The organism is Brenneria izbisi (assembly GCF_025840185.1).
Taxonomy (GTDB): Bacteria; Pseudomonadota; Gammaproteobacteria; order Enterobacterales; family Enterobacteriaceae; genus Brenneria; species Brenneria izbisi.
Genome location: NZ_JAMPJU010000005.1, coordinates 59,063 through 78,605, shown reverse-complemented (window position 1 = coordinate 78,605; position 19,543 = coordinate 59,063). Strand labels below are relative to the sequence as shown.

The window sequence follows — 19,543 nt, the reverse complement described above, 5'->3', positions numbered from 1 at the left end:
CCTAACGTAAGCGGATCGCCGGATTGACCACCGCGTACAGCAGGTCCACCAACAGGTTAATTACAATGAATTCAAACACAAACAGCATCACCAGCGCCTGTATGACCGGCTGGTCCTGCGTTTTGATCGATTCAATCAACAACCAGCCCAATCCCGGCCAACTGAACACGCTTTCCACCACGATTGAACCGCCGAGCAGAAAACCGAACTGCAATCCCAACATGGTGATCACCGGGATAAGCGCGTTGCGCATCACATGTTTCCAGGTGACCAGCCGGTTACGCAGCCCCTTGGAGCGGGCGGTGCGCACATAATCTTCCTGCGCCACTTCCAGAAAGGCGGAGCGGGTAAATCGCGCCATCACCGCGGCGACCGATGCGCCCAGCGTGAGCGCTGGCAGAATAATGTCGCTGGGTTGATTAAAGCCGCTGACGGAAAACACCCCGAACGGCATCGCCACGAACTGAATCAACAGCAAGCCCAGCCAGAACGGTGGCATCGAAATGCCCCCGACGGCGAAACTCATCAGCGCCCAGTCCTGCCATTTACCCCGTTTGAGCGCGGAAACCACGCCGATCAACAGGCCCAGCACCACCGACCAGGCAAATCCGGCCAACGCCAGCCACATGGTGGGCATAAAGCTTTTGCTGATCACCTCGATGACGGGTTGCTGGGTACGGTACGTGACTCCCAGATCGCCCTTGAACAAGCCGCTGAGCCAGTTGACGTACTGTTGCGGCAACGGGTCGTTCAATCCTAATTGCTGACGCGCCGTTTCCACCGCTTCAATCGAGGCATCCGCGCCGGCGTAAATGCGCGCCGGGTCGCCCGGCAGCAGTTTGATAAAACCGAACACTAACAGGGAGACCACCAGCAGAACCGGGATCATTTCCAGCAAACGTCGGACGATATAGGCAAGCATGGTTTTCTCCCTAACGGATTACTTGAATTCCGCCTGATCGAAGATCAGCGAACCATCGGCTAGCATGTAAACGCCGGACAGGTTTTTGGTTTTCCCAACCAGATTGTCTGGCGTTCCCAGGAAGACGACCGGGGCGTCCTGCCAGATTTTCTGTTGCGCTTCGGCATAGGCTGCGCCACGTTTGGCGTGATCGGTAGTCGCCAGGCCCGCCATAATCGCTTTATCTACGTCGACATTGCTGTAATAGGAAACGTTATAGGCGGCCGGCACCCAGGATTCGGTGGCAAACAGCGGACGCAGCGCCCAGTCAGCATCGCCGGTAGACGGCGACCAGCCATTGTAGAACAGGTCGAATTCCGCCTGTTTCGGATCTTGTACGCCAAACAGTTTGGCGTTACGCATCCCGGAATCCATTGGCGTGACCGTGACTTTGATGCCGACTTGTTCCAACTGCTGTTTAAAGAACTGCGCGCTGCGCACATAGTCGGTGCGGTTGGTGGTCCAGAGTTTCAGGCTGATCCCGTTCGGATAACCGGCTTCTTTCAGCAAGGCTTTGGCTTTTTCCGGGTTATAGGTGTATTCCGGCGTACTTTGCGACTGGAAGAATTGCACGTTCGGCGACATAGCGGATTTAGCGGGTACACCCATGCCGCCGAAGCCGACTTTCAGCCAGATGTCGCGGTTGATCGCGTAATTCAGCGCCTGACGGACGCGGATATCGTTGAGCGGCGCGCGCAGGTTGTTCATGGCCAGCCAGAATTGATAAATGCTGGGGTCGCGCTGTACTTCCAGCTTGCTGTCGCTTTGCACCGCGTTCAGCAGATCGGACGGCAGCGGATAGATGGCATCCACCTGACCGGATTTCAACGAGGCGACGCGGGTGGAGTCTTCCGGCGCCGGGAAGAAGGTTACGCTATCGACTTTCGGCCAACCTTTCTGCCAGTAGTTGTCATATTTCACCAGCTTCACGTCCTTGCCTTGTTGCCAGGCGCTGAATTTGAACGGGCCGGTGCCGACGGGGTGGACGCGTAACTGCGCTTCATCCGGGTATTTTTTCAGGGCTTCCGGGCTGTGCATCACGGCTGAGGGGTGGGCCAGCGTATTCACAAAGGCGCCGAAGGATTTGTTCAACTCGATTTTGACCTGCGTCGGAGAGATGACGGTAACGGTTTTCACCATGTTAAACAAACTATTGCGTTTCAAGCCCTTGCTCTGATCCGCCAGACGATCCAGGTTGGCTTTTACCGCATCGGCATTGAATGGCGTACCGTCCTGAAAGGTAATGCCTTCACGCAGGTTGACGACAAATTCGGTGGCATCGGCATTACTGGTGTAGTCGGTTGCCAGTCTGGGAACCAGCTTCATCTTGTTATCGAACTGGAACAGTCGCTCGAAAATGCCGCTCTGGATGGAGTAACTCAGCGTGTCCGAGGTGTCGTGCGGGTCCAGTCCGGTAATATCGGCATACATTGAAATGCGCAGATCCTGTGCCTGGGCAGCCGCTGCCAGACACAGTGAGAGCCCGAGGGCGGCGGCGGAACGGCGAAGTAATGGCTTCATGGTGTCTCTCCTGGTTAGCAATAAAAATATCGTCGTTGGCGTCAGGCAACGGAGCCGCTGTCTGCAACCCAGTGGTGCGGCGCGACCTGTCGGTAGCGTGTTTTTGTTACGATCTCGCCCGCTTTACGCAGCGGAGAGGGAATTTCGCTGTCATCAAATTCGCGCAGGCCGCGCTGCGTGGGATCGGCAATGGGCACCGAAGCCAACAGGCGGCGGGTGTAAGGATGCTGCGGGTCGTTGAAGACCGACTGTCGCGGTCCGATTTCCACAATCTGTCCGAGGTACATCACCGCAACCCGGTTGGCGATGCGCTCAACCACTGCCATGTCGTGGGAGATGAAAATCCACGACACGCCGGTGTTTTTCTGCAAATCCATCATCAGGTTGACAACCTGCGCCTGGATGGACACATCCAGCGCGGAAACCGCTTCATCGGCAATAATGATTTTCGGCTGCAACGCCATGGCGCGGGCAATGGCGATACGTTGCCGTTGTCCGCCGGAGAATTCATGGGGATAACGGCGGGCATGTTCCGGCAGCAAGCCGACGCTTTTCAGCAGCGCCTGCACTTGTGGCGTGGCTTCTTCCAGCGATTTCACCAAACCATGCAGCAATAACGGTTCCGCAATGGTAAAACCGACGGTGAGACGCGGGTTCAGCGAGGCATAGGGATCCTGAAACACCATCTGCATTTCACGGCGCAGCGGCTGGAATTCACGATCTTTCATCAGGGAAATTTCTTGCCCCTGAAAATGAATGCTTTCCGCGTCGCTCTGCGTTAAACGCAGCAGCGCCCGCCCGGTGGTGGATTTGCCGCAACCGCTTTCGCCGACGATAGCCAGCGTTTCCCCCGGCCAGACATTGAAATCAATCTGCTCAACGGCGTGAACATGGTGGGTGATGCTGGATAAAATCCCGGTGCGCACCGGGTAATAAACGCGCAGACCACGGATATCCAGCAGCGGTTCAACGTCGTAGCGGGCAGTGGTCTGCTCGTCGTCATCCTGGCTGGCGGCCTGGCCGAGCAGCGGGAAACGTTTGGGCCAGCGGCTTGCGCGCATATCGCCCAGTTTCGGCACGGCGGCCAGCAGCGACTGGGTATAAGGATGCCGGGGATTTGCGAAAATCTGCTCAACGCTGCCTTGCTCCACCACTTCGCCGCGATACATCACCACCACGCGATCGGCGATTTCCGCCACCACGCCCATATCGTGCGTAATAAACAGTACCGCCATATCGCTCTGTTGTTGCAGATCGCGCAGGATTTGCAGAATGCGCGCTTGAACGGTGACATCCAACGCCGTGGTCGGTTCATCCGCAATAAGCAATTGCGGATCGCAGGCTAGCGCCTGTGCAATCATCACGCGCTGGCGCATCCCGCCGGACAGCGAATGCGGATAGCTTTTCATCACCCGGTCAACATCGGCAATCCGCACCTTACGCAGCAACTCCCGGGCTTTCCTGTCCGCGCTGGCGGCATCACAAATCTGGTGATCGCGCAAGGCTTCCGTCAATTGGTCGCCAACTCTCAGCACCGGATTCAGCGAGGTCATCGGTTCCTGAAAGATCATGGCGATTTCGCGGCCACGCAACTGGCGACGTTGCTCCGCTTTCAGAGCGAGCAGGTTGTGCTGCCGTCCGTCGCGGGCGGTGAAGTGGATGTCGCCCCGCTCGATATTGGCCGCATCCGCCAACAGACCCATTACGGTCAGCGAGGTCACGGATTTGCCGGAACCGCTTTCCCCAACCACGGCGACGACTTCCCCTTTATTCAGGGTAAAGGAGACGCCTTTTAGCGCTTTATGTGTGCCGGCGCGTCCGCTGAAGCTGACATTCAGATCGTTGATTTCCAGCACCGGTCTGGCGGCGTTACCGGGCGCTGCGGCGGTAACCGCCCCCGTTTGCGTGATATCCGTCATGGTCACTCCGGTTGGTTGCGTCATAGCCAGATACGGCCAAGATTATAGGACAGATAGGGAGAACTGTCGGAAGCCAGCCAGATTGGGCCATCGAGGTCGACATATTCCGCGAACGCGGTAAGAGGCAGCGCGGCTTCCATCGCCATGGACGACCCCAGCATGCAGCCGACCATGATCCGCAGACCGTGAAGTTTCGCCTCTTCCACCATAACAAGTGCTTCCGTAATGCCGCCACACTTGTCCAGCTTGATGTTGATCATCTCGTAACGGCTGCGCAATTTGGCGATATCACCGCTATGACGGCAGCTTTCGTCCGCACAGATGGGGATCGGATGGGTAAAGCGCAATAAATCGTCGTCTTTACCCACCGGAAGCGGTTGCTCCACCATAGCAATCTGGTAGCGGGTGAGCGCATTGAACAGGCTACGGAGATCCAGCCCGCTCCATGCTTCATTCGCATCGATAATCAGCGTGGCGAGCGGAGCGGCTTGACGAATCGCCGCCACTTTTTCCAGAATCAGTTCGCGATCCAGTTTGATTTTCAGTAATAACGCCCCGCGTGATACGGCTTGCGCGGCAGCTATCGCCATGTTTTCCATGTTGTCGAGGGACAGGGTTTGCGCGCTGATCACCGATGTCGGCGGCGGAATATCAAGACATTGCCATAGCGTCTGCTTCTTTAGTGCGGCATTAAGCCGCCAGAGCGCACAGTTCAGCGCGTTTCTGGCCGCGCCTGGCGGCAAGGCGTCCTGCAATGCGTCGAGCGTCAGCCCGCTTTCCACCGCCTGAGCGATGGCTTGCAATTGATGCGACACGCTTTCCGGCGATTCGCCGTTATAAAAATTGGGCGTGCATTCCCCTTGCCCGATAAATCCTTGTTCTTCCAGCGTGACTCTAACCACAGTAACCGCGTTGCGGGTACTGCTTGCAATAGAGAGAGGCAGCGCTAAAGGCAGTTTGACGGTTTCGACTTGCATATGGCGCATCGTTAACCTTCCTCCTGGCATACTGACGCTGCGTGTATCCCGCTGGCATCATACTCAGGCATTCCCATCAGACGCTGAGATGGCGCGACGGCGAAAGCCAGAGATTCAATCTCATTACCGGTGGCGTGCAGGTAAGGTGGTGGAATCAGCATGATGCTTTTCTCATCAAAATAAGGGTGATGAGAAGAATATTTCATGATGCATCATCGCTGACGAATACTTGTTCATTGGTAGGGTATAGCCTGAGGTTATACCCGGCGGCGGTATGATTTTGGGTTATTTTAATCCGTACGGCGTCAGCAGCAGCAGGTTAAGCAGGGCAACCAGTAACGCGGCGACAATAATCGCGGCGGTAAAAAACCGCACCATGCGGATGGATAGCCGTGAACACGGTGAATGGGCGTGCAGGGTGAATCGCAACCGGATGGCGGACCAGACATACATGGACAAGGTGACCAGCAAGAGCAACGCTCCGACGAGAATAAACACAAGGCTGGATAACGTTGAACCCGCTTTCAGCAACAGCAGGCTGTTCAACAACAGCAGGAATGCGGTCCGCGACCAGGCCAACGCGGTTCTTTCCCGTTGCAGGCCCGGATCGTGCGGCGCGGTGTCGGTATCGGTCGCCATGCTCATCCTTGATTAGACCATGAAAATCAGCAGCGTCAGAATCACGGCAATGCCGATGACGAATGCGGCGACCACCCAAAGCAGCCGGGTATAAGGCAGGCTTTTCCCGGTACGCATCGCCAGTTCGTTGGCGACCCAGCGGCGATAAGCCATCCAGGATAATAATGCGCAGGCCAGCGATAGGAATATCGCCATCCCCTGGCGGATGACGGGAGGTGCCAGCGTAAGGGCGAACTGGTCGATAGCGATAGCGCCGGCAAGAAATGCCAGCGCCGTTCTGATCCAGGCGAGGAACGTCCGCTCGTTCGCTAAAGAGAAACGATAATCAGGCGTATTTCCCTGTTGCTGCCAGGGCGTTTTCCGCGTCCGTTGTCCGGGCGGCTGCAAAGGTTCGCTCATGTCTGTACTCGATATCTTTTCTTTAATTATAGCCCTGTGCCGTAAGGCAAGATAGGCATTGTGACGGCGAGGCCGTATAATGCGCGCCAGTTAAACATTTTACCCGCCGGAGATGAGCCATGCGACCCACAGGCCGAAGTGCGCAACAAGTACGCCCCCTCACATTGACCCGCCATTACACAAAGCATGCCGAAGGATCGGTTCTGGTCGAGTTTGGTGATACCAAAGTTTTATGTAATGCCACGGTTGAAGAGGGCGTCCCCCGTTTTCTGAAAGGGCAAGGCCAGGGCTGGGTGACCGCCGAGTATGGCATGCTGCCGCGTGCGACGCACAGCCGTAATGCGCGTGAAGCGGCCAAAGGCAAACAGGGCGGGCGGACGCTGGAGATCCAGCGTCTGATTGCCCGCTCTCTGCGTGCCGCGCTTGATCTCAAAGTCCTGGGTGAGTACACCATCACGCTGGATTGTGACGTGCTGCAAGCGGATGGCGGCACCCGCACCGCTTCCATTACCGGCGCTTGCGTCGCATTGGCCGATGCGCTGAATCAGATGGTCGCCAGCGGTAAACTGAAGAAAAATCCACTCAAAGGCATGGTCGCCGCGGTGTCGGTTGGTATCGTCAATGGTGAAGCGGTCTGCGATCTGGAATATGTGGAAGATTCCGCCGCCGAAACCGACATGAATGTGGTGATGACCGAAGACGGGCGCATGATTGAAGTGCAAGGCACTGCGGAAGGTGAACCCTTTACCCACGAAGAGTTATTGTCCTTGCTGGCATTAGCTCGCGAAGGCATCAGGAACATCATCCAGGCGCAGAAAGCGGCGTTAGCCGATTGATTTTTTATGGCGGCCTGGCAATCCCAGCCCGCCTTTCAAAAGCGTTGCCGCGCACGCTTGACCCCCGTTCTTCCTTAATTTCACCGCCTAATGCCGTGATAAGCGATTCGATATCTGATCATTTCACGCCGGATAACACCGGTGTTTTAAAAATCTGGTGCGGCGTTTCCCGTTGCTTTTTCCTCGGACTGGCTATTTTTCCTTCATGCCGATTCCATGATGTCATCTTTTGAAGTCATTTTAGGCACTGTGCATAAGAGGTCAATTTATGAAGTCAAACGCACTTATCGCTTGCTTTGAACTGTCATTACCCGGCGGATGACCTTGACCGGATATAGACCGCTTTACCTCACATTTTCAAACTGCAAAAAATATCAGGGCATGCGAACATACGATAAACGATTAATTGTTCCGGTTTGCAGCAGGTTATTTGTCAGATGTGCTTTATCTAGCCCATTAGCCGATGCCAAAAAGTCGTGAGATGAGACGCTAACCGGATTAAATCTATTAACCCGTAAAACGAGGAGAAGCGTTAATGAAAGCCTATCAGCGCCAGTTTATTGAATTTGCGCTCAGTAAGCAGGTATTGAAATTCGGTGAGTTTACGCTGAAGTCAGGGCGTATCAGCCCCTATTTCTTTAATGCCGGGTTGTTTAATACCGGTCGCGACCTGGCATTGTTGGGGCGTTTTTATGCAGAGGCGCTGGTAGATTCAGGCATTGAATTCGATTTGTTGTTCGGGCCGGCCTATAAAGGCATTCCGATTGCCACCACTACCGCCGTAGCGCTGGCGGAACACCATGAACACGATATTCCATACTGCTTTAATCGTAAAGAAGCCAAAGATCACGGCGAAGGCGGCAGTCTGGTCGGCAGCCCGTTACAAGGACGAGTGATGCTGGTGGATGATGTGATCACCGCCGGCACCGCGATTCGGGAGTCAATGGAGATCATTACGACGCACGGCGCGACGTTGGCCGGCATCATGATCGCGCTGGATCGCCAGGAGCGCGGACGCGGCGAGATTTCGGCTATTCAGGAAGTTGAGCGTGATTATCAGTGCAAAGTGATTTCCATCATTACCCTGAAAGATTTGATCGTCTATCTGGCGGAAAAACCGGAGATGGCTGCGTACCTGACGGCGGTAAAAGCATACCGTGAGCAATACGGCATTTAAAAATAGCCTGCTGATAGGTTAGCGTTTCCGCCAGAGAGACTTCTGGCGGGAATGTGTCGGCAGGCAGAACGTTAATACAGTTGCGCGGCAAGCAGAGGCCAGCGGGTATCAAATTCCTGCGTCGGGCGATAGCGGAACTCGGAGCGAATAAAGCGCGAGAGCATGCCTTCACAAAACGCCAGCAACTGACTGGCCAGCAGCGTTTCATCATGTTGAAAGCCTTTGCCGTCGCGTAATTTTTGTTCGCGTAACACCTGTCGCAACTGCGACTCGATACGTTCGAACAGTTGATTAATACGTCCTTGCAAACGATCTTGTTCAAACATCAGCGCGTGACCGGTCATGATGCGCGTCAAACCGGGGTTACGTTCCGCAAACCCAAGAATAAGCAATAAAATCAACCGCAAACGATTAAACGTTTCTTTTTCATCTTGCAGGATCAGATTGATGCGCGTAGTCAGGCTGTCCTCGATAAACTCGATCAGGCTGTCAAACATCCGCGTTTTACTGGGGAAGTGCCGGTAAAGCGCGGCTTCGGATACCCCTACGTTGGCAGCCAGTTTCGCCGTGGTGATACGTTGGCTGCCGTCACTGGATTCCAGCATCTGCGCCAGCGCCTGCAAAATTTCCTCGCGACGATTCCTTTTCGTAGTTTCTTTTTCTGCCATGGTGTGAAAAGACCCTTGCTAAAAATTTGACTGACAAACAGCCGCTAGCGCCACAGTCACGATAACGTGCTGTGGCTTATACGAATTTTTTACATTGTCAGGCGGCTGATGTGTATCAGCGACGACCAGAATGGCCGAAACCGCCTTCTCCACGTTCGCTGCCGACAAAATCTTCGACCAGATTAAATTCGGTCTGAACAACAGGAACGAAAACCATCTGTGCGATACGTTCGCCCGGTTCAATGGTGAATGTCTGCTGACCGCGGTTCCAGACGGAAACCATCAACTGCCCCTGATAGTCAGAGTCAATCAGACCAACCAGATTACCCAGCACCACGCCATGTTTATGGCCGAGACCAGAGCGGGGCAGGATCATGGCCGCCAGATGGGGATCGGCGATATGAATTGCCAGCCCGGTTGGGATCAGCGTGGTTTCACCCGCTTTTAATTCAACGGCCTGATCCAGACAGGCACGCAAATCCAGCCCGGCGGAACCCGGCGTCGCATAGGTCGGTAAGGGGAATTGCTGACCAATTCGCGGGTCAACAATCTTTACGTCGATTTTTTTCATCATAACGGCTGACAATCTCGTCGATTAAGTTTTGGCCAAGAAGAAGCTTGTCGCATTGTGGCAACTGCTTGTCCCCGTCTTGCCAGAAAAGATGTAATGCATTGGTTTCACTGTTAAAACCATGCCCGGAAAGGGAAACATCATTAGCGCAAATCAGATCCAGATTTTTACGCGCCAGCTTTTGCCGCGCGTATTCTTCCACATTCTGTGTTTCGGCGGCAAACCCGACGACATAAGGCCGATTTTCATCCATCGCGGCGACATCAGCGATGATATCTGGATTTTTTATCATGGCGACAGTGATTTCATCACCCTGCTTTTTGATTTTTTCGTCGGCGATGAACTTGGGGCGGTAGTCCGCCACGGCTGCGCAACCGATAACGATATGTTGTTGCGGCGCCCCGGTCATCACGGCCAAATGCATATCCAGCGCGCTATCGACATCAATCCGCGTCACGCCTCGCGGCGTCGTCAGCGCGACGGGGCCGGAAATCAGCGTCACGTTTGCCCCTCTGGACGCCGCGGCCTGGGCGATGGCGAATCCCATTTTCCCGGAACTATGATTGCTGATGAAACGCACAGGATCGAGTGCTTCCCGCGTCGGGCCTGCGGTGATCATGATATTCAGATGTTGCAGATCGTTGACGGCGGTGAAATGACGCTGAGCGCGTTCAACGATCGCCAGCGGGTCAATCATCCGCCCAGGGCCGACATCGCCGCAGGCCTGGCTGCCGCTATCCGGTCCCCAGAGCATCAGGCCACGCGCCGCGAGCGTATTCAGGTTGTCCTGTGTGGACGCGGCGCGATACATCTGCTGGTTCATCGCCGGGGCGACGGCAATCGGCGCCGCGGTTGCGAGGCAAAGGGTGGTCAGCAGATCGTTGGCCATGCCTGAGGCCAACCGCGCGATCAGATCGGCGGTGGCGGGCGCAATGATCACCAAATCAGCCCATTTTCCCCACTCAATATGGCCCATGGAAGCTTCCGCCGCGGGATCGAGCAGATCGTCGGCAACCGGGTAGCCCGATACGGCCTGTAACGTCAGAGGCGTAATAAAGGCTTTGGCGGCAGGCGTCATGACCACGCGAACATCGGCGCCGCAGTCGCGCAGGCGTCTCACCAGTTCAGGACATTTGTAAGCTGCAATACCGCCGCTGATACCGAGAACGATTCGTTTGCCGGAAATACGTTGGCCAGAAACAGATTGGCTGGAAAGTTCCGTCATCATCATGATCCGATTGAAAACCGAAAGAGCGGTTATTTTACCATAACCTTGACGATAGCGAGGAGTCTTACGCGGTTGCGCGCTTTTACGGATAAAAATTGCGTAGCGCTTCGCACCCTGTTCCGTCTGCTGTCGTTCCGCTCCTGGGAGGCTGTCATAATGACCGCTGTCAGATGAGGAGGGTGGATGGACTGGGATAATAGGCTGGCGCCGCGTGAGAAACTAGTGAGTCTAGGGGTGGAAACGCTGACGGATGCGGAACTGCTGGCGATTTTTTTACGTACTGGGTTGCCCGGTATCCATGTGATGCAACTGGCCGAGAATTTGCTCGCGGAATTTGGTTCGCTTCATCAACTGTTGTCAGCCGATCAGGAAACATTCTGTATGGCAAAAGGGATCGGACTGGCAAAATATGCTCAGTTGAAAGCGGTAGCGGAACTGTCGCGGCGATTATTTTCGTCTCGTCTGGCGAAAGAGGACGCCATGCTCAGCCCGGAAGTTACCGGACAATATCTGCAATTATTGTTGGCGCGCCGGGAAAGGGAGGTGTTTCTGGTCATGTTTTTAGATAATCAGCATCGGGTTATTCGTCATCAGGAGATGTTTGCTGGTACTATTAACAGCGTGGAAGTTCACCCAAGGGAAATTGTGCGTGAAGCGCTGAAAGCCAACGCCGCCGCGCTGATTCTGGCGCACAATCATCCTTCCGGGAAAGCGGAGCCCAGTCAGGCTGACCGTGCGATAACCGAACAAATCATCAAGGCTTGTCTGTTATTGGATATTCGCGTGCTTGATCATCTGGTCATTGGACTCGGTGAATATGTCTCTTTTGCCGAGCGTGGATGGATTTAACAGATATTTCCGCGATCCTTCGGGATCTTTAGCTGTTCGGGACTTGAGCGCTAACGCTTCAGAGCGTATACTACGCCACCTTTGAGAATCTTGGGTGTGGCGTTAAGAGCCTATCTCAGCAGGTTTATCCTGATGACGGAGTCTTTTCAGTGAAGTTGCTGAGATGGGCTCTAGAGCCTGACGAGGCGGCCAACATCCTATACGAAGCTCGAGCTGATTTGATTTTTGGAGAATAGACATGTCCCGAGTCTGCCAAGTTACTGGCAAGCGTCCGGTGACCGGTAATAACCGTTCCCACGCACTGAATGCGACCAAACGCCGTTTTCTGCCGAACCTGCACTCACACCGTTTCTGGGTTGAAGGTGAAAAGCGCTTTGTAACGCTGCGCGTATCCGCTAAAGGTATGCGCGTTATTGATAAGAAGGGTATTGAGACGGTTCTGGCCGATCTGCGTGCCCGTGGTGAAAAGTATTAAGGAACTGAATCATGGCTAAGGGTGTTCGCGAGAAGATCAAGCTGGTTTCTTCTGCTGGTACTGGTCACTTCTATACCACCACGAAGAACAAGCGCACGAAGCCGGAAAAACTGGAACTGAAGAAATTCGATCCGGTTGTCCGTCAACACGTGATCTATAAAGAAGCTAAAATTAAATAATTTTAGTGGATGACTGAAAAACCCGGCTTCTGGCCGGGTTTTTTTATGGCAGAATTTCCGGCCTATTCCTATTGAGCGGTTGCTGAGGATGTGGTGTTTTTATGTTAACTTATCCGGCATTTCCCAGGAGATGAGTGATGCCTGAATTACCAGAGGTTGAAACCAGTCGTCGGGGAATTTCTCCCTATCTTGTAGGCCATACGATCCTCTATGCCGATGTTCGGAATACCCGCCTGCGCTGGCCGGTTTCCAGCGAAATCTTATCGCTCAGCGATCAGCGGGTTCTGGGCGTTCACCGGCGCGCCAAATATCTGCTGATTGAATTAACCACCGGGTGGATTATTGTACATCTGGGCATGTCCGGCAGCCTGCGTATCCTGCCGGAATATATTGAACCGGAGAAGCATGATCATGTCGATTTGGTGATGGATAGCGGCAAGGTTCTGCGCTATACCGACCCCAGGCGTTTCGGCGCCTGGTTATGGACAGAGAATCCAGAGGAAAGCGCGGTGCTTGCGCATCTGGGACCGGAACCGTTAAGCGAGGCGTTCTCGGGGGATTATCTGTATCAGCGATCGCGTGGGAAAAAGACGCTGGCCAAGCCGTGGATTATGGATAACAAGATCGTGGTTGGCGTGGGGAATATCTATGCCAGCGAGTCGCTGTTTATGGCGGGCATCAGGCCGGACAGGGCGGTCGGTTCATTAAGTGAAGCCGAAGCGCATTTACTGACCGCTACCATCAAACGTGTGTTGTTGCGCTCGATTGAGCAAGGTGGCACCACATTGCGCGATTTTCTCCAGTCCGATGGCAAACCGGGATATTTTGCTCAGGCGCTTCAGGTCTACGGACGGACGGGAGAGCGTTGCCGACGGTGCGGAACACCAATAGAAACGGCGAAGCATGGACAGCGCAGTACGTTCTTTTGTCGGATTTGTCAGCGTTAGTTTTTCCTGCAATCACCTTTATCAAATCAGGGGTGATGTATGTATAAAAATCGCGGTGTCGTCTTTTTCCTTGAAAGCTCGAAAAATATGGGAGGGCAAGAGTGGCAGCTTCTGCAACAGATGGAAGCATTGAATGCTCAGGGATTAGCCACCTGTTTATTGTGCAATCCTAAAGGACGCATTGATGGTGAAGCGCGATCACGCGGTTTATCGGTCATTAATCTGCCTTTCCGTAACAGCTTTCATTTACCGACGATCCTGGGTATCAGAAAAGCCATCAAGCAATATCGCCCGATGGCTTGTATTTGTCATAGCGGACATGATGCCAATAATTTGTGCATTGCTGCGATCATGTTGACAAGACGGCCTAAAATCATCAGATCGAGAACGTATTACACTAATAGAAAGCCGAATCCCCTCAATCGTTTCCTTCCTGTTGATTTGGTCATGGTGCCGAGTCTGTTCATGATCAACAAGATCAAGCCGCAGTTTCCGGGGAAAGAGATCCGTGTGGTTTACCCCGGAATTAATTTCGCCAAACTCGATAATGAGATCGATCTGCCTGTCAGAAAAGATTTATCTGATTGGCTTAATGAACATCAGGGAGATGTGATTATTCAGCTTGGTATGCTAAGAGAGGAAAAAGGACACAGCATCATTCTCTCAGCGATGAGCGAATTAATAAAAAGCAGACCCCAGCTAAGATATATTATTGCGGGTGGTGGCGACGCTGAAAAATTAAAAAAAGAAATTAATCAGCGTGGTTTGCAGAAAAATATCTGGATGGGAGAGTTAAAGTCGGTCGCCGCCGTATTGCAGCGAGCTGATGTGCTGGTTATGCCTTCAACGAAAGAACCGTTGGGAATGGCGCAAATCGAGGCGTTGGGGTTAGCCGTCCCGGTCATCATCAGTAATGAAGGTGGATTGCCCGAAACCGTTCAAGACCATGTTACCGGCCTTATCGTATCCCGTAATGAGCCTGAGGAATGGGTGAAAGCGCTGGATTTCGCGCTGGCAAATAAAGCGACCATGCAGTCTTATGCGCAAGCGGGCCAGAAGGATGTCCGGGCGCGTTTTGGTCTGGAGGCCAATACACATAGCCTGATGAGTATTATCAGATCCTGATGTGCTTTTAAGCGTCGGACAGCTTTTTCTGTAGAGCGTCAGCAATAGAAACGGGCAGGAAATGAGAAACATCGCCGCCATGACGGGCGACTTCCTTGACCAGCGAAGAGGAAATAAACGACCACTCTTCTGACGGCATAAGGAACACGCTCTCCAGTTTCGGCATCAGGTGGCGGTTCATTCTGGCGAGTTGGAGTTCGTACTCAAAGTCAGAAACGGCGCGCAAACCACGAACCAGAATGGTTGCCTGCTGACGCTGGGCAAAATGGGCCATCAACTCGCTGAAGCCGACAACATCGACATTCTTCAGGTGCTGGGTTGCTCTTTGGGCTAACTCGACCCGCTCATCCAGCGAGAACAACGTGTTTTTGCCTGGGCTGGCTGCAATGGCCAGCACCAGTTTATCGAACATGAGTGAGGCACGGGTCAGTAAATCCAGATGACCATTGGTTAATGGATCGAATGTGCCAGGATAAATCGCCTTGGTTGTCATGGTTGCCTCATACACGAAACAGGTTTTTATCGCTCAATGGGTTCGCTGCGGCAGATAAGGTTCCAGCAATGTCAGTAACTTCTGGAGTGCGCCCTGATTATGGTGCAACACTTCGACCGCATGCCGACCATAGTAGCGGCGATAATCTTCATCAGCGAGCAGATTGCCCACTTCTTTCGTGATGGACGCCACATCGGTTACGGTGATCAGACCGTCCGCCTGCTCAAGTTTGTTGCAGATATCTTTAAAGTTGAAAGTATGCGGCCCCATAAGCACAGGGATAGCGTGCGCTGCGGCTTCGAGTGGATTATGTCCGCCCCGCTCAACCAGACTGCCCCCTACAAATGCCAGATCAGCAATGCCATAGAGCAACATTAACTCGCCCATGGTATCACCAATAACGACTTGCGTGTCGGCAGTCGGTTGCTCTGTACCACTGCGTAAGGTGTAAGTGAACCCCTGGTTTTGCGCTAAAGCTTGGGTGGTCGCGAATCGTTCCGGGTGACGAGGCGCCAGGATAAGCAGCAAATCAGGGTATGTTGCCAATAGCTGACGATGTGCCGCTAAAATAATGGCTTCCTCACCCTCGTGGGTGCTGGTGGCAATCCACACAGGACGGTGTGGCGCCCATTGACGGCGCAGCGTCACCGCTCGCGCAGCCAACTCAGGGGTAACGGAAATATCAAACTTGAGGCTACCGGTGACAGTCAGACTTGAACGTTTCAAACCGAGATCAATAAAACGTTCGCCATCTTCCTGATTCTGCGCCGCCACCAGTGTGATACGGCGCAGCATGTGACGCGTCAAACGGCCAATTTTTTTATAACCCGCAGCAGATCGCGCAGATAAACGGGCGTTGGCGATCACCAGAGGAATTTTGCGCTTATGCAACTCCGCGATCAGATTCGGCCACAGTTCAGTTTCCATGATAATGACAACTTTTGGGCGTACTTGATTAAAGAAACGTTTTAATGCAAAGGGTAAATCATAAGGCAGGTAGACGTGGTAGACCGAATCGCCGAAAGCGGAGCGCACACGCTCTGAACCGGTTGGCGTCATGGTGGTGACGGTGATCGGCAGGTTTGGGTAACGATGACGCAATGCCCTGACCAGAGGAATGGCCGCCAGCGTTTCGCCCACGGAAACAGAATGCAGCATAATGCCATCGGGTTTTACTTTCTCGGCGCAAAATCCATAGCGTTCGCTCCAGCGCCTGCGGTAAGCCGGTGCCTTACGTCCCCGAAGCCACAGGCGAAGCCATATCAAGGGCTGGATAAGGTAGAGAAGAATGGTGTAGAGGGTTTGTAGCATGCGTTTTAGTGTCGTTAGTTATCGCTGGTGGCGATTTTATCGGGTTCAGTGGGATAAGGCTATTTGTAAAAGTTGGCCCGTGAGTGAATCGAATAACGAAAGTGCCGGAATCTTCGGTAAACAGGTGATTGTTTTAGGTGAAAATTATCGCTGTATGGTTGCAAACATTCTTCCTTGAACCGAAAATTATTCTATTGATCATCATAAGTGGTAGAGTAAATATATTGTAATAGCTATATTTATTCAGATTGATTTTTTATAAAACTATATTTTAAATAATTATATTAAATGTAGAAATGAAAGTAATTTTAATTTTCTTTTAAATGACTTATATAACTTCTCTCTATGACGTCGTGCAATTCTTTCTTCTCCTGAGATTAATTCAAGAGCATAAGTTTCTAAATAGGCTTTGGATAATCCAGAGTAAAGTTTGGCATGTTTAACATTAACAGATGCCATTTCCTGGTTTATATTGCATTTGTATTTTTCTGATGCGGAAATATTGTGGTTATGTATTCTATAGCAGGCTATTTTCTTCTCAGAAAATATAACATTGCACTGAGAAAGTAATCTGAGATAAAAGTCTCTGTCTTCTGCTTTCAATCCAATTTGATAGTTACCAATTCGATCATAGACGGATCTACGTAATAAAAGAGAAGGGCCGGGGACTGTCCAGTTCATTACGAGTTCATCTTTCATATATTTGGATTTTAACGCTACTTCGCTAGCATTCCTATAGTCAAAAAACGCACTTTCAAAAAGCAGTTTCCCTTCCATACTAACAACACGGCAATCACTTATTATGGCATCATAATTCCCCGAGTGTATGGTATCAACAGCTAGGTCAAGAGATTTTTCTATAAGGTAGTCATCGCTGGCAATTAGATAACAATATTCTGTTTTTATTAACTCTATACAACGGTTAAGACTGTAACAGATACCTTGATTTTTTTTATTTCTAAGAAGGGTATAATCTAATTTATCATGATATATATCCTTCAGCCTTTTTAATGTTTTTTCTGCTACGTTATAGGTGTTATCTGTAGAGGCATCATCACAGGCGACGATATATATTTTGTCACTATATGAGAGGCATATACTGGTTAAACATTTCTCCACATATGACTCATGGTTATACATTGGTACGAAAACACTTATTTTCATTCAAACTGTCCAAATTACAAATATCTATTTAAAAATACAAGTATAGCAGTTATTATCGTCTGGTATTATCAGTAGGTGTAGTGAAAATCATAAAGAAAAAGCATTAATAATGTTGATTATGTAATTAACGTCAGTAATCTTCATAGTTGGTGATATGGGTAAAGAAATGACTTCGTCATGAAGCTGTTCTGTAATAGGGAGAGTGTAGTGGTTAAACTTAGAATATGCTTTTTGCTTATGTGGTGGTATCGGATAATGAATAAGTGTTTGAATACCATTTTTAAGCAAGTATTCCTGAAAATCATGGCGTTTCTTACATTTTACAACAAATAAGTGCCATACATGACTTGTTTTTAATTCTACTACGGGAAGCGTAATGAGCGGGTTATTAATTTCTTGAAGATATATTTTCGCAATCTTCTGTCGACATAAAGTTTCTTTTTCCAGATAAGTCAGTTTTACAGAAAGCATTGCTGCTTGTATTTCATCCAGTCGGCTATTTACGCCACAATAAATATTCTCATACTTTTGATGCGAACCATAGTTTCTTAAGGCTTTTATCGTTTGCATCAATTCATCATCATTGGTTGTGACAGCGCCTGCATCACCTAAAGCACCAAGATTTTTTCCTGGATAAAAACTAAAGCCTGAAGCATGCCCCCAGTTGCCTGCCTTTTTTCCTGCGATATGAGCGCCATGTGCTTGAGCAGAATCTTCTAAAATCAGAAGATTATATTCTTTAGCTATATGTAATATTTCTTCCATTGGTGCCAATTGACCGTATAAATGTACGGGTAATATGACTCTTGTTCTGTTTGTTATAGCTGAACGAATGTTTTCTGGTGATAAATTATAAGTATCTTTGTTAGGCTCAACTAGAACAGGTATTAGATTATTTTCAGTGATCGCCAGTATTGAGGCGATATACGTATTTGCTGGAACAATAACTTCATCATTATCATTGAGTTTACCCAGCAATTTCCATGCTCGAAGTGTAAGAACTAGAGCATCTAATCCATTTGCTACGCCAATTGCATATTTGGTTCCACAAAAGGTTGCAAATTTACTTTCAAAATTGCTCAGTTCTTTTCCTGTAATATACCAGCCAGAATCAATAACTCGTGAGCAAGCCTCCTTGAGTTCTTTTTGATATTGTTTATTGATTTCCTGTAAATCTAGAAAGTTAATCATGATTGTTATCTATTTTTCCTGTAATTTTAGCCGGATTTCCTAAGGCAATACTATAAGCTGGTAGGTCTTTAGTTACCACAGATCCCGCGCCAATCATGCAATATTCACCTATAATAAGACCTGGCAATATTGTTGCGTTTGCCCCTATTGATGTTCCTTTCTTTATAATTGTTTTTAAAAATTTTTCAGGGTATTTTTTTGAACGAGGATTTTTATCATTTGTAAATGTCGCATTTGGGCCAATAAATACATTATCCTCAATTATAATGCCATCCCAAATATATACACCACATTTTATGGTTACGTTATCCCCTATGATAACATCATTTTCAATGAAGGTATGCGAGCAAATATTACAATTTGAACCTATTTTTGCTTTCTCCAGTATCACTGAAAATTGCCAGATTTTCGTTCGTAGACCTATATTTTTTGAATGAACATCGCTTAATGGATGAATAAACATTATGAATTTCCTCGAATAAAACTAAGAAAATCATTATAATTTCTTACGTAATCAGATTCATCATATAATCTATCCGCAAGAACCATTAATACACAGTCTTCTGAAAAGTCATACATTTCTCTCCAAATGAATGATTCAATTAACAGCCCTTGTGTTGGGTCATCTAATAGGACTTCTACCTGCTCTGTTCCGTTATTAAGTAAAAATTTACAGGATCCTCTTACAGCAATAGCAACCTGTTTTAACTCTTTATGTGCATGAAAACCTCTCTTGACTCCTTTTTTAGTATTAAACATGTAATAAACCCTTTTTATTTCAAAAGGGATATTATTATCTTGTTCCAGAGCGACAAGGGAACCTCGTTCATCGCCATGAGTTTGTAATTTTAGTAAGTTTATTTTTATCATGTATATATCCTATATAGATACGAGGCTAATATATTTAGTTATA

General features: G+C 50.3%; 23 protein-coding genes and 1 pseudogene. 7 read left to right on the top strand and 17 right to left on the bottom strand.

Going from position 1 to position 19,543, the window contains the following annotated elements; genetic code table 11:
* Position 1: 1 nt before the first annotated feature.
* The 7 genes from NC856_RS08540 to NC856_RS08510 all read right to left on the bottom strand — a co-directional run bounded on the left by NC856_RS08540 (position 2) and on the right by NC856_RS08510 (position 6,416).
* Complete coding sequence (locus NC856_RS08540) at positions 2-922, bottom strand: ABC transporter permease (protein ID WP_264090009.1); 921 nt, start codon at positions 920-922, stop codon at positions 2-4.
* An 18-nt stretch (positions 923-940) separates the two neighbouring features.
* Positions 941-2,482, bottom strand: coding sequence for a glutathione ABC transporter substrate-binding protein (locus NC856_RS08535; protein ID WP_264090008.1), 1,542 nt, complete (start codon positions 2,480-2,482; stop codon positions 941-943).
* 41 nt (positions 2,483-2,523) lie between these two features.
* Positions 2,524-4,401: an ABC transporter ATP-binding protein gene (locus NC856_RS08530; RefSeq protein ID WP_264090007.1), complete on the bottom strand. Its 1,878-nt coding sequence runs from the start codon at positions 4,399-4,401 to the stop codon at positions 2,524-2,526.
* A 20-nt stretch (positions 4,402-4,421) separates the two neighbouring features.
* Complete coding sequence (ycjG, locus tag NC856_RS08525) at positions 4,422-5,387, bottom strand: L-Ala-D/L-Glu epimerase (protein ID WP_264090006.1); 966 nt, start codon at positions 5,385-5,387, stop codon at positions 4,422-4,424.
* Between the two features lie 2 nt (positions 5,388-5,389).
* Positions 5,390-5,584 (bottom strand): hypothetical protein, encoded by a 195-nt coding sequence (locus NC856_RS08520; protein WP_264090005.1) that lies wholly within the window; start codon positions 5,582-5,584, stop codon positions 5,390-5,392.
* Positions 5,585-5,663: 79 nt separating this feature from the next.
* Positions 5,664-6,017, bottom strand: coding sequence for a DUF202 domain-containing protein (locus NC856_RS08515; RefSeq protein ID WP_264090004.1), 354 nt, complete (start codon positions 6,015-6,017; stop codon positions 5,664-5,666).
* Positions 6,018-6,029: 12 nt separating this feature from the next.
* Complete coding sequence (locus NC856_RS08510) at positions 6,030-6,416, bottom strand: YidH family protein (RefSeq protein WP_264090003.1); 387 nt, start codon at positions 6,414-6,416, stop codon at positions 6,030-6,032.
* 119 nt (positions 6,417-6,535) lie between these two features.
* On the opposite strand from NC856_RS08510, the gene rph reads away from it, so the two are divergent.
* Complete coding sequence (gene rph, locus NC856_RS08505) at positions 6,536-7,252, top strand: ribonuclease PH (protein WP_264090002.1); 717 nt, start codon at positions 6,536-6,538, stop codon at positions 7,250-7,252.
* A 58-nt stretch (positions 7,253-7,310) separates the two neighbouring features.
* On the opposite strand, the pseudogene NC856_RS17775 reads toward rph, so the two are convergent.
* A pseudogene (locus tag NC856_RS17775) lies at positions 7,311-7,478 on the bottom strand (type II toxin-antitoxin system HicA family toxin); the annotation flags it as partial.
* 309 nt (positions 7,479-7,787) lie between these two features.
* Between NC856_RS17775 and pyrE the strand changes: the two are divergent.
* Entirely contained in the window at positions 7,788-8,429 is a 642-nt protein-coding gene (gene pyrE / locus NC856_RS08500; protein WP_264090001.1) for an orotate phosphoribosyltransferase, read from the top strand.
* Positions 8,430-8,500: 71 nt separating this feature from the next.
* Here the strand turns inward: pyrE and slmA are convergent, their stop codons facing one another.
* The 3 genes from slmA to coaBC form a co-directional block, all read right to left on the bottom strand.
* Positions 8,501-9,097, bottom strand: coding sequence for a nucleoid occlusion factor SlmA (gene slmA, locus NC856_RS08495; protein WP_264090000.1), 597 nt, complete (start codon positions 9,095-9,097; stop codon positions 8,501-8,503).
* 115 nt (positions 9,098-9,212) lie between these two features.
* On the bottom strand, positions 9,213-9,671 hold the full coding sequence (gene dut, locus NC856_RS08490) for a dUTP diphosphatase (protein ID WP_264089999.1): 459 nt from the start codon (positions 9,669-9,671) through the stop codon (positions 9,213-9,215).
* A complete protein-coding gene (gene coaBC, locus NC856_RS08485) occupies positions 9,640-10,896 on the bottom strand; it encodes a bifunctional phosphopantothenoylcysteine decarboxylase/phosphopantothenate--cysteine ligase CoaBC (RefSeq protein ID WP_404802320.1) in 1,257 nt (418 codons plus the stop codon). Before coaBC ends, dut begins: the two co-directional genes overlap by 32 nt.
* Before the next feature lie 183 nt (positions 10,897-11,079).
* On the opposite strand from coaBC, the gene radC reads away from it, so the two are divergent.
* The 5 genes from radC to NC856_RS08460 all read left to right on the top strand — a co-directional run bounded on the left by radC (position 11,080) and on the right by NC856_RS08460 (position 14,471).
* Entirely contained in the window at positions 11,080-11,745 is a 666-nt protein-coding gene (gene radC / locus NC856_RS08480) for a RadC family protein (RefSeq protein WP_264089996.1), read from the top strand.
* Positions 11,746-11,983: 238 nt separating this feature from the next.
* Positions 11,984-12,220 carry a 50S ribosomal protein L28 gene (rpmB, locus tag NC856_RS08475; protein ID WP_009110942.1) on the top strand — a complete coding sequence of 79 codons (237 nt, stop codon included), beginning with the start codon at positions 11,984-11,986 and terminating at the stop codon, positions 12,218-12,220.
* A gap of 11 nt (positions 12,221-12,231) precedes the next feature.
* Positions 12,232-12,399, top strand: a complete 168-nt coding sequence (gene rpmG, locus NC856_RS08470) for a 50S ribosomal protein L33 (RefSeq protein ID WP_004392084.1) — start codon at positions 12,232-12,234, stop codon at positions 12,397-12,399.
* Positions 12,400-12,536: 137 nt separating this feature from the next.
* On the top strand, positions 12,537-13,346 hold the full coding sequence (mutM, locus tag NC856_RS08465) for a bifunctional DNA-formamidopyrimidine glycosylase/DNA-(apurinic or apyrimidinic site) lyase (protein ID WP_264089995.1): 810 nt from the start codon (positions 12,537-12,539) through the stop codon (positions 13,344-13,346).
* A 39-nt stretch (positions 13,347-13,385) separates the two neighbouring features.
* Entirely contained in the window at positions 13,386-14,471 is a 1,086-nt protein-coding gene (locus NC856_RS08460; protein ID WP_264089994.1) for a glycosyltransferase family 4 protein, read from the top strand.
* A gap of 7 nt (positions 14,472-14,478) precedes the next feature.
* On the opposite strand, the gene coaD is transcribed toward NC856_RS08460, so the two are convergent.
* The 6 genes from coaD to NC856_RS08430 all read right to left on the bottom strand — a co-directional run bounded on the left by coaD (position 14,479) and on the right by NC856_RS08430 (position 19,500).
* The gene (coaD, locus tag NC856_RS08455; RefSeq protein WP_264089993.1) at positions 14,479-14,964 is read right to left on the bottom strand and encodes a pantetheine-phosphate adenylyltransferase; all 486 of its coding nucleotides are present in this window, start codon (positions 14,962-14,964) and stop codon (positions 14,479-14,481) included.
* Positions 14,965-14,997: 33 nt separating this feature from the next.
* Positions 14,998-16,275 (bottom strand): lipid IV(A) 3-deoxy-D-manno-octulosonic acid transferase, encoded by a 1,278-nt coding sequence (gene waaA, locus NC856_RS08450; protein WP_264089992.1) that lies wholly within the window; start codon positions 16,273-16,275, stop codon positions 14,998-15,000.
* Positions 16,276-16,554: 279 nt separating this feature from the next.
* On the bottom strand, positions 16,555-17,439 hold the full coding sequence (locus NC856_RS08445) for a glycosyltransferase family 2 protein (protein WP_264089991.1): 885 nt from the start codon (positions 17,437-17,439) through the stop codon (positions 16,555-16,557).
* Positions 17,440-17,526: 87 nt separating this feature from the next.
* Positions 17,527-18,630, bottom strand: a complete 1,104-nt coding sequence (locus NC856_RS08440; RefSeq protein WP_264089990.1) for a DegT/DnrJ/EryC1/StrS family aminotransferase — start codon at positions 18,628-18,630, stop codon at positions 17,527-17,529.
* On the bottom strand, positions 18,623-19,093 hold the full coding sequence (locus NC856_RS08435) for an acyltransferase (RefSeq protein WP_264089989.1): 471 nt from the start codon (positions 19,091-19,093) through the stop codon (positions 18,623-18,625). The genes NC856_RS08440 and NC856_RS08435 overlap by 8 nt, the downstream gene beginning before the upstream one ends.
* Entirely contained in the window at positions 19,093-19,500 is a 408-nt protein-coding gene (locus tag NC856_RS08430) for a sugar 3,4-ketoisomerase (protein ID WP_404802319.1), read from the bottom strand. Before NC856_RS08430 ends, NC856_RS08435 begins: the two co-directional genes overlap by 1 nt.
* Between the last annotated feature and the right edge of the window lie 43 nt (positions 19,501-19,543).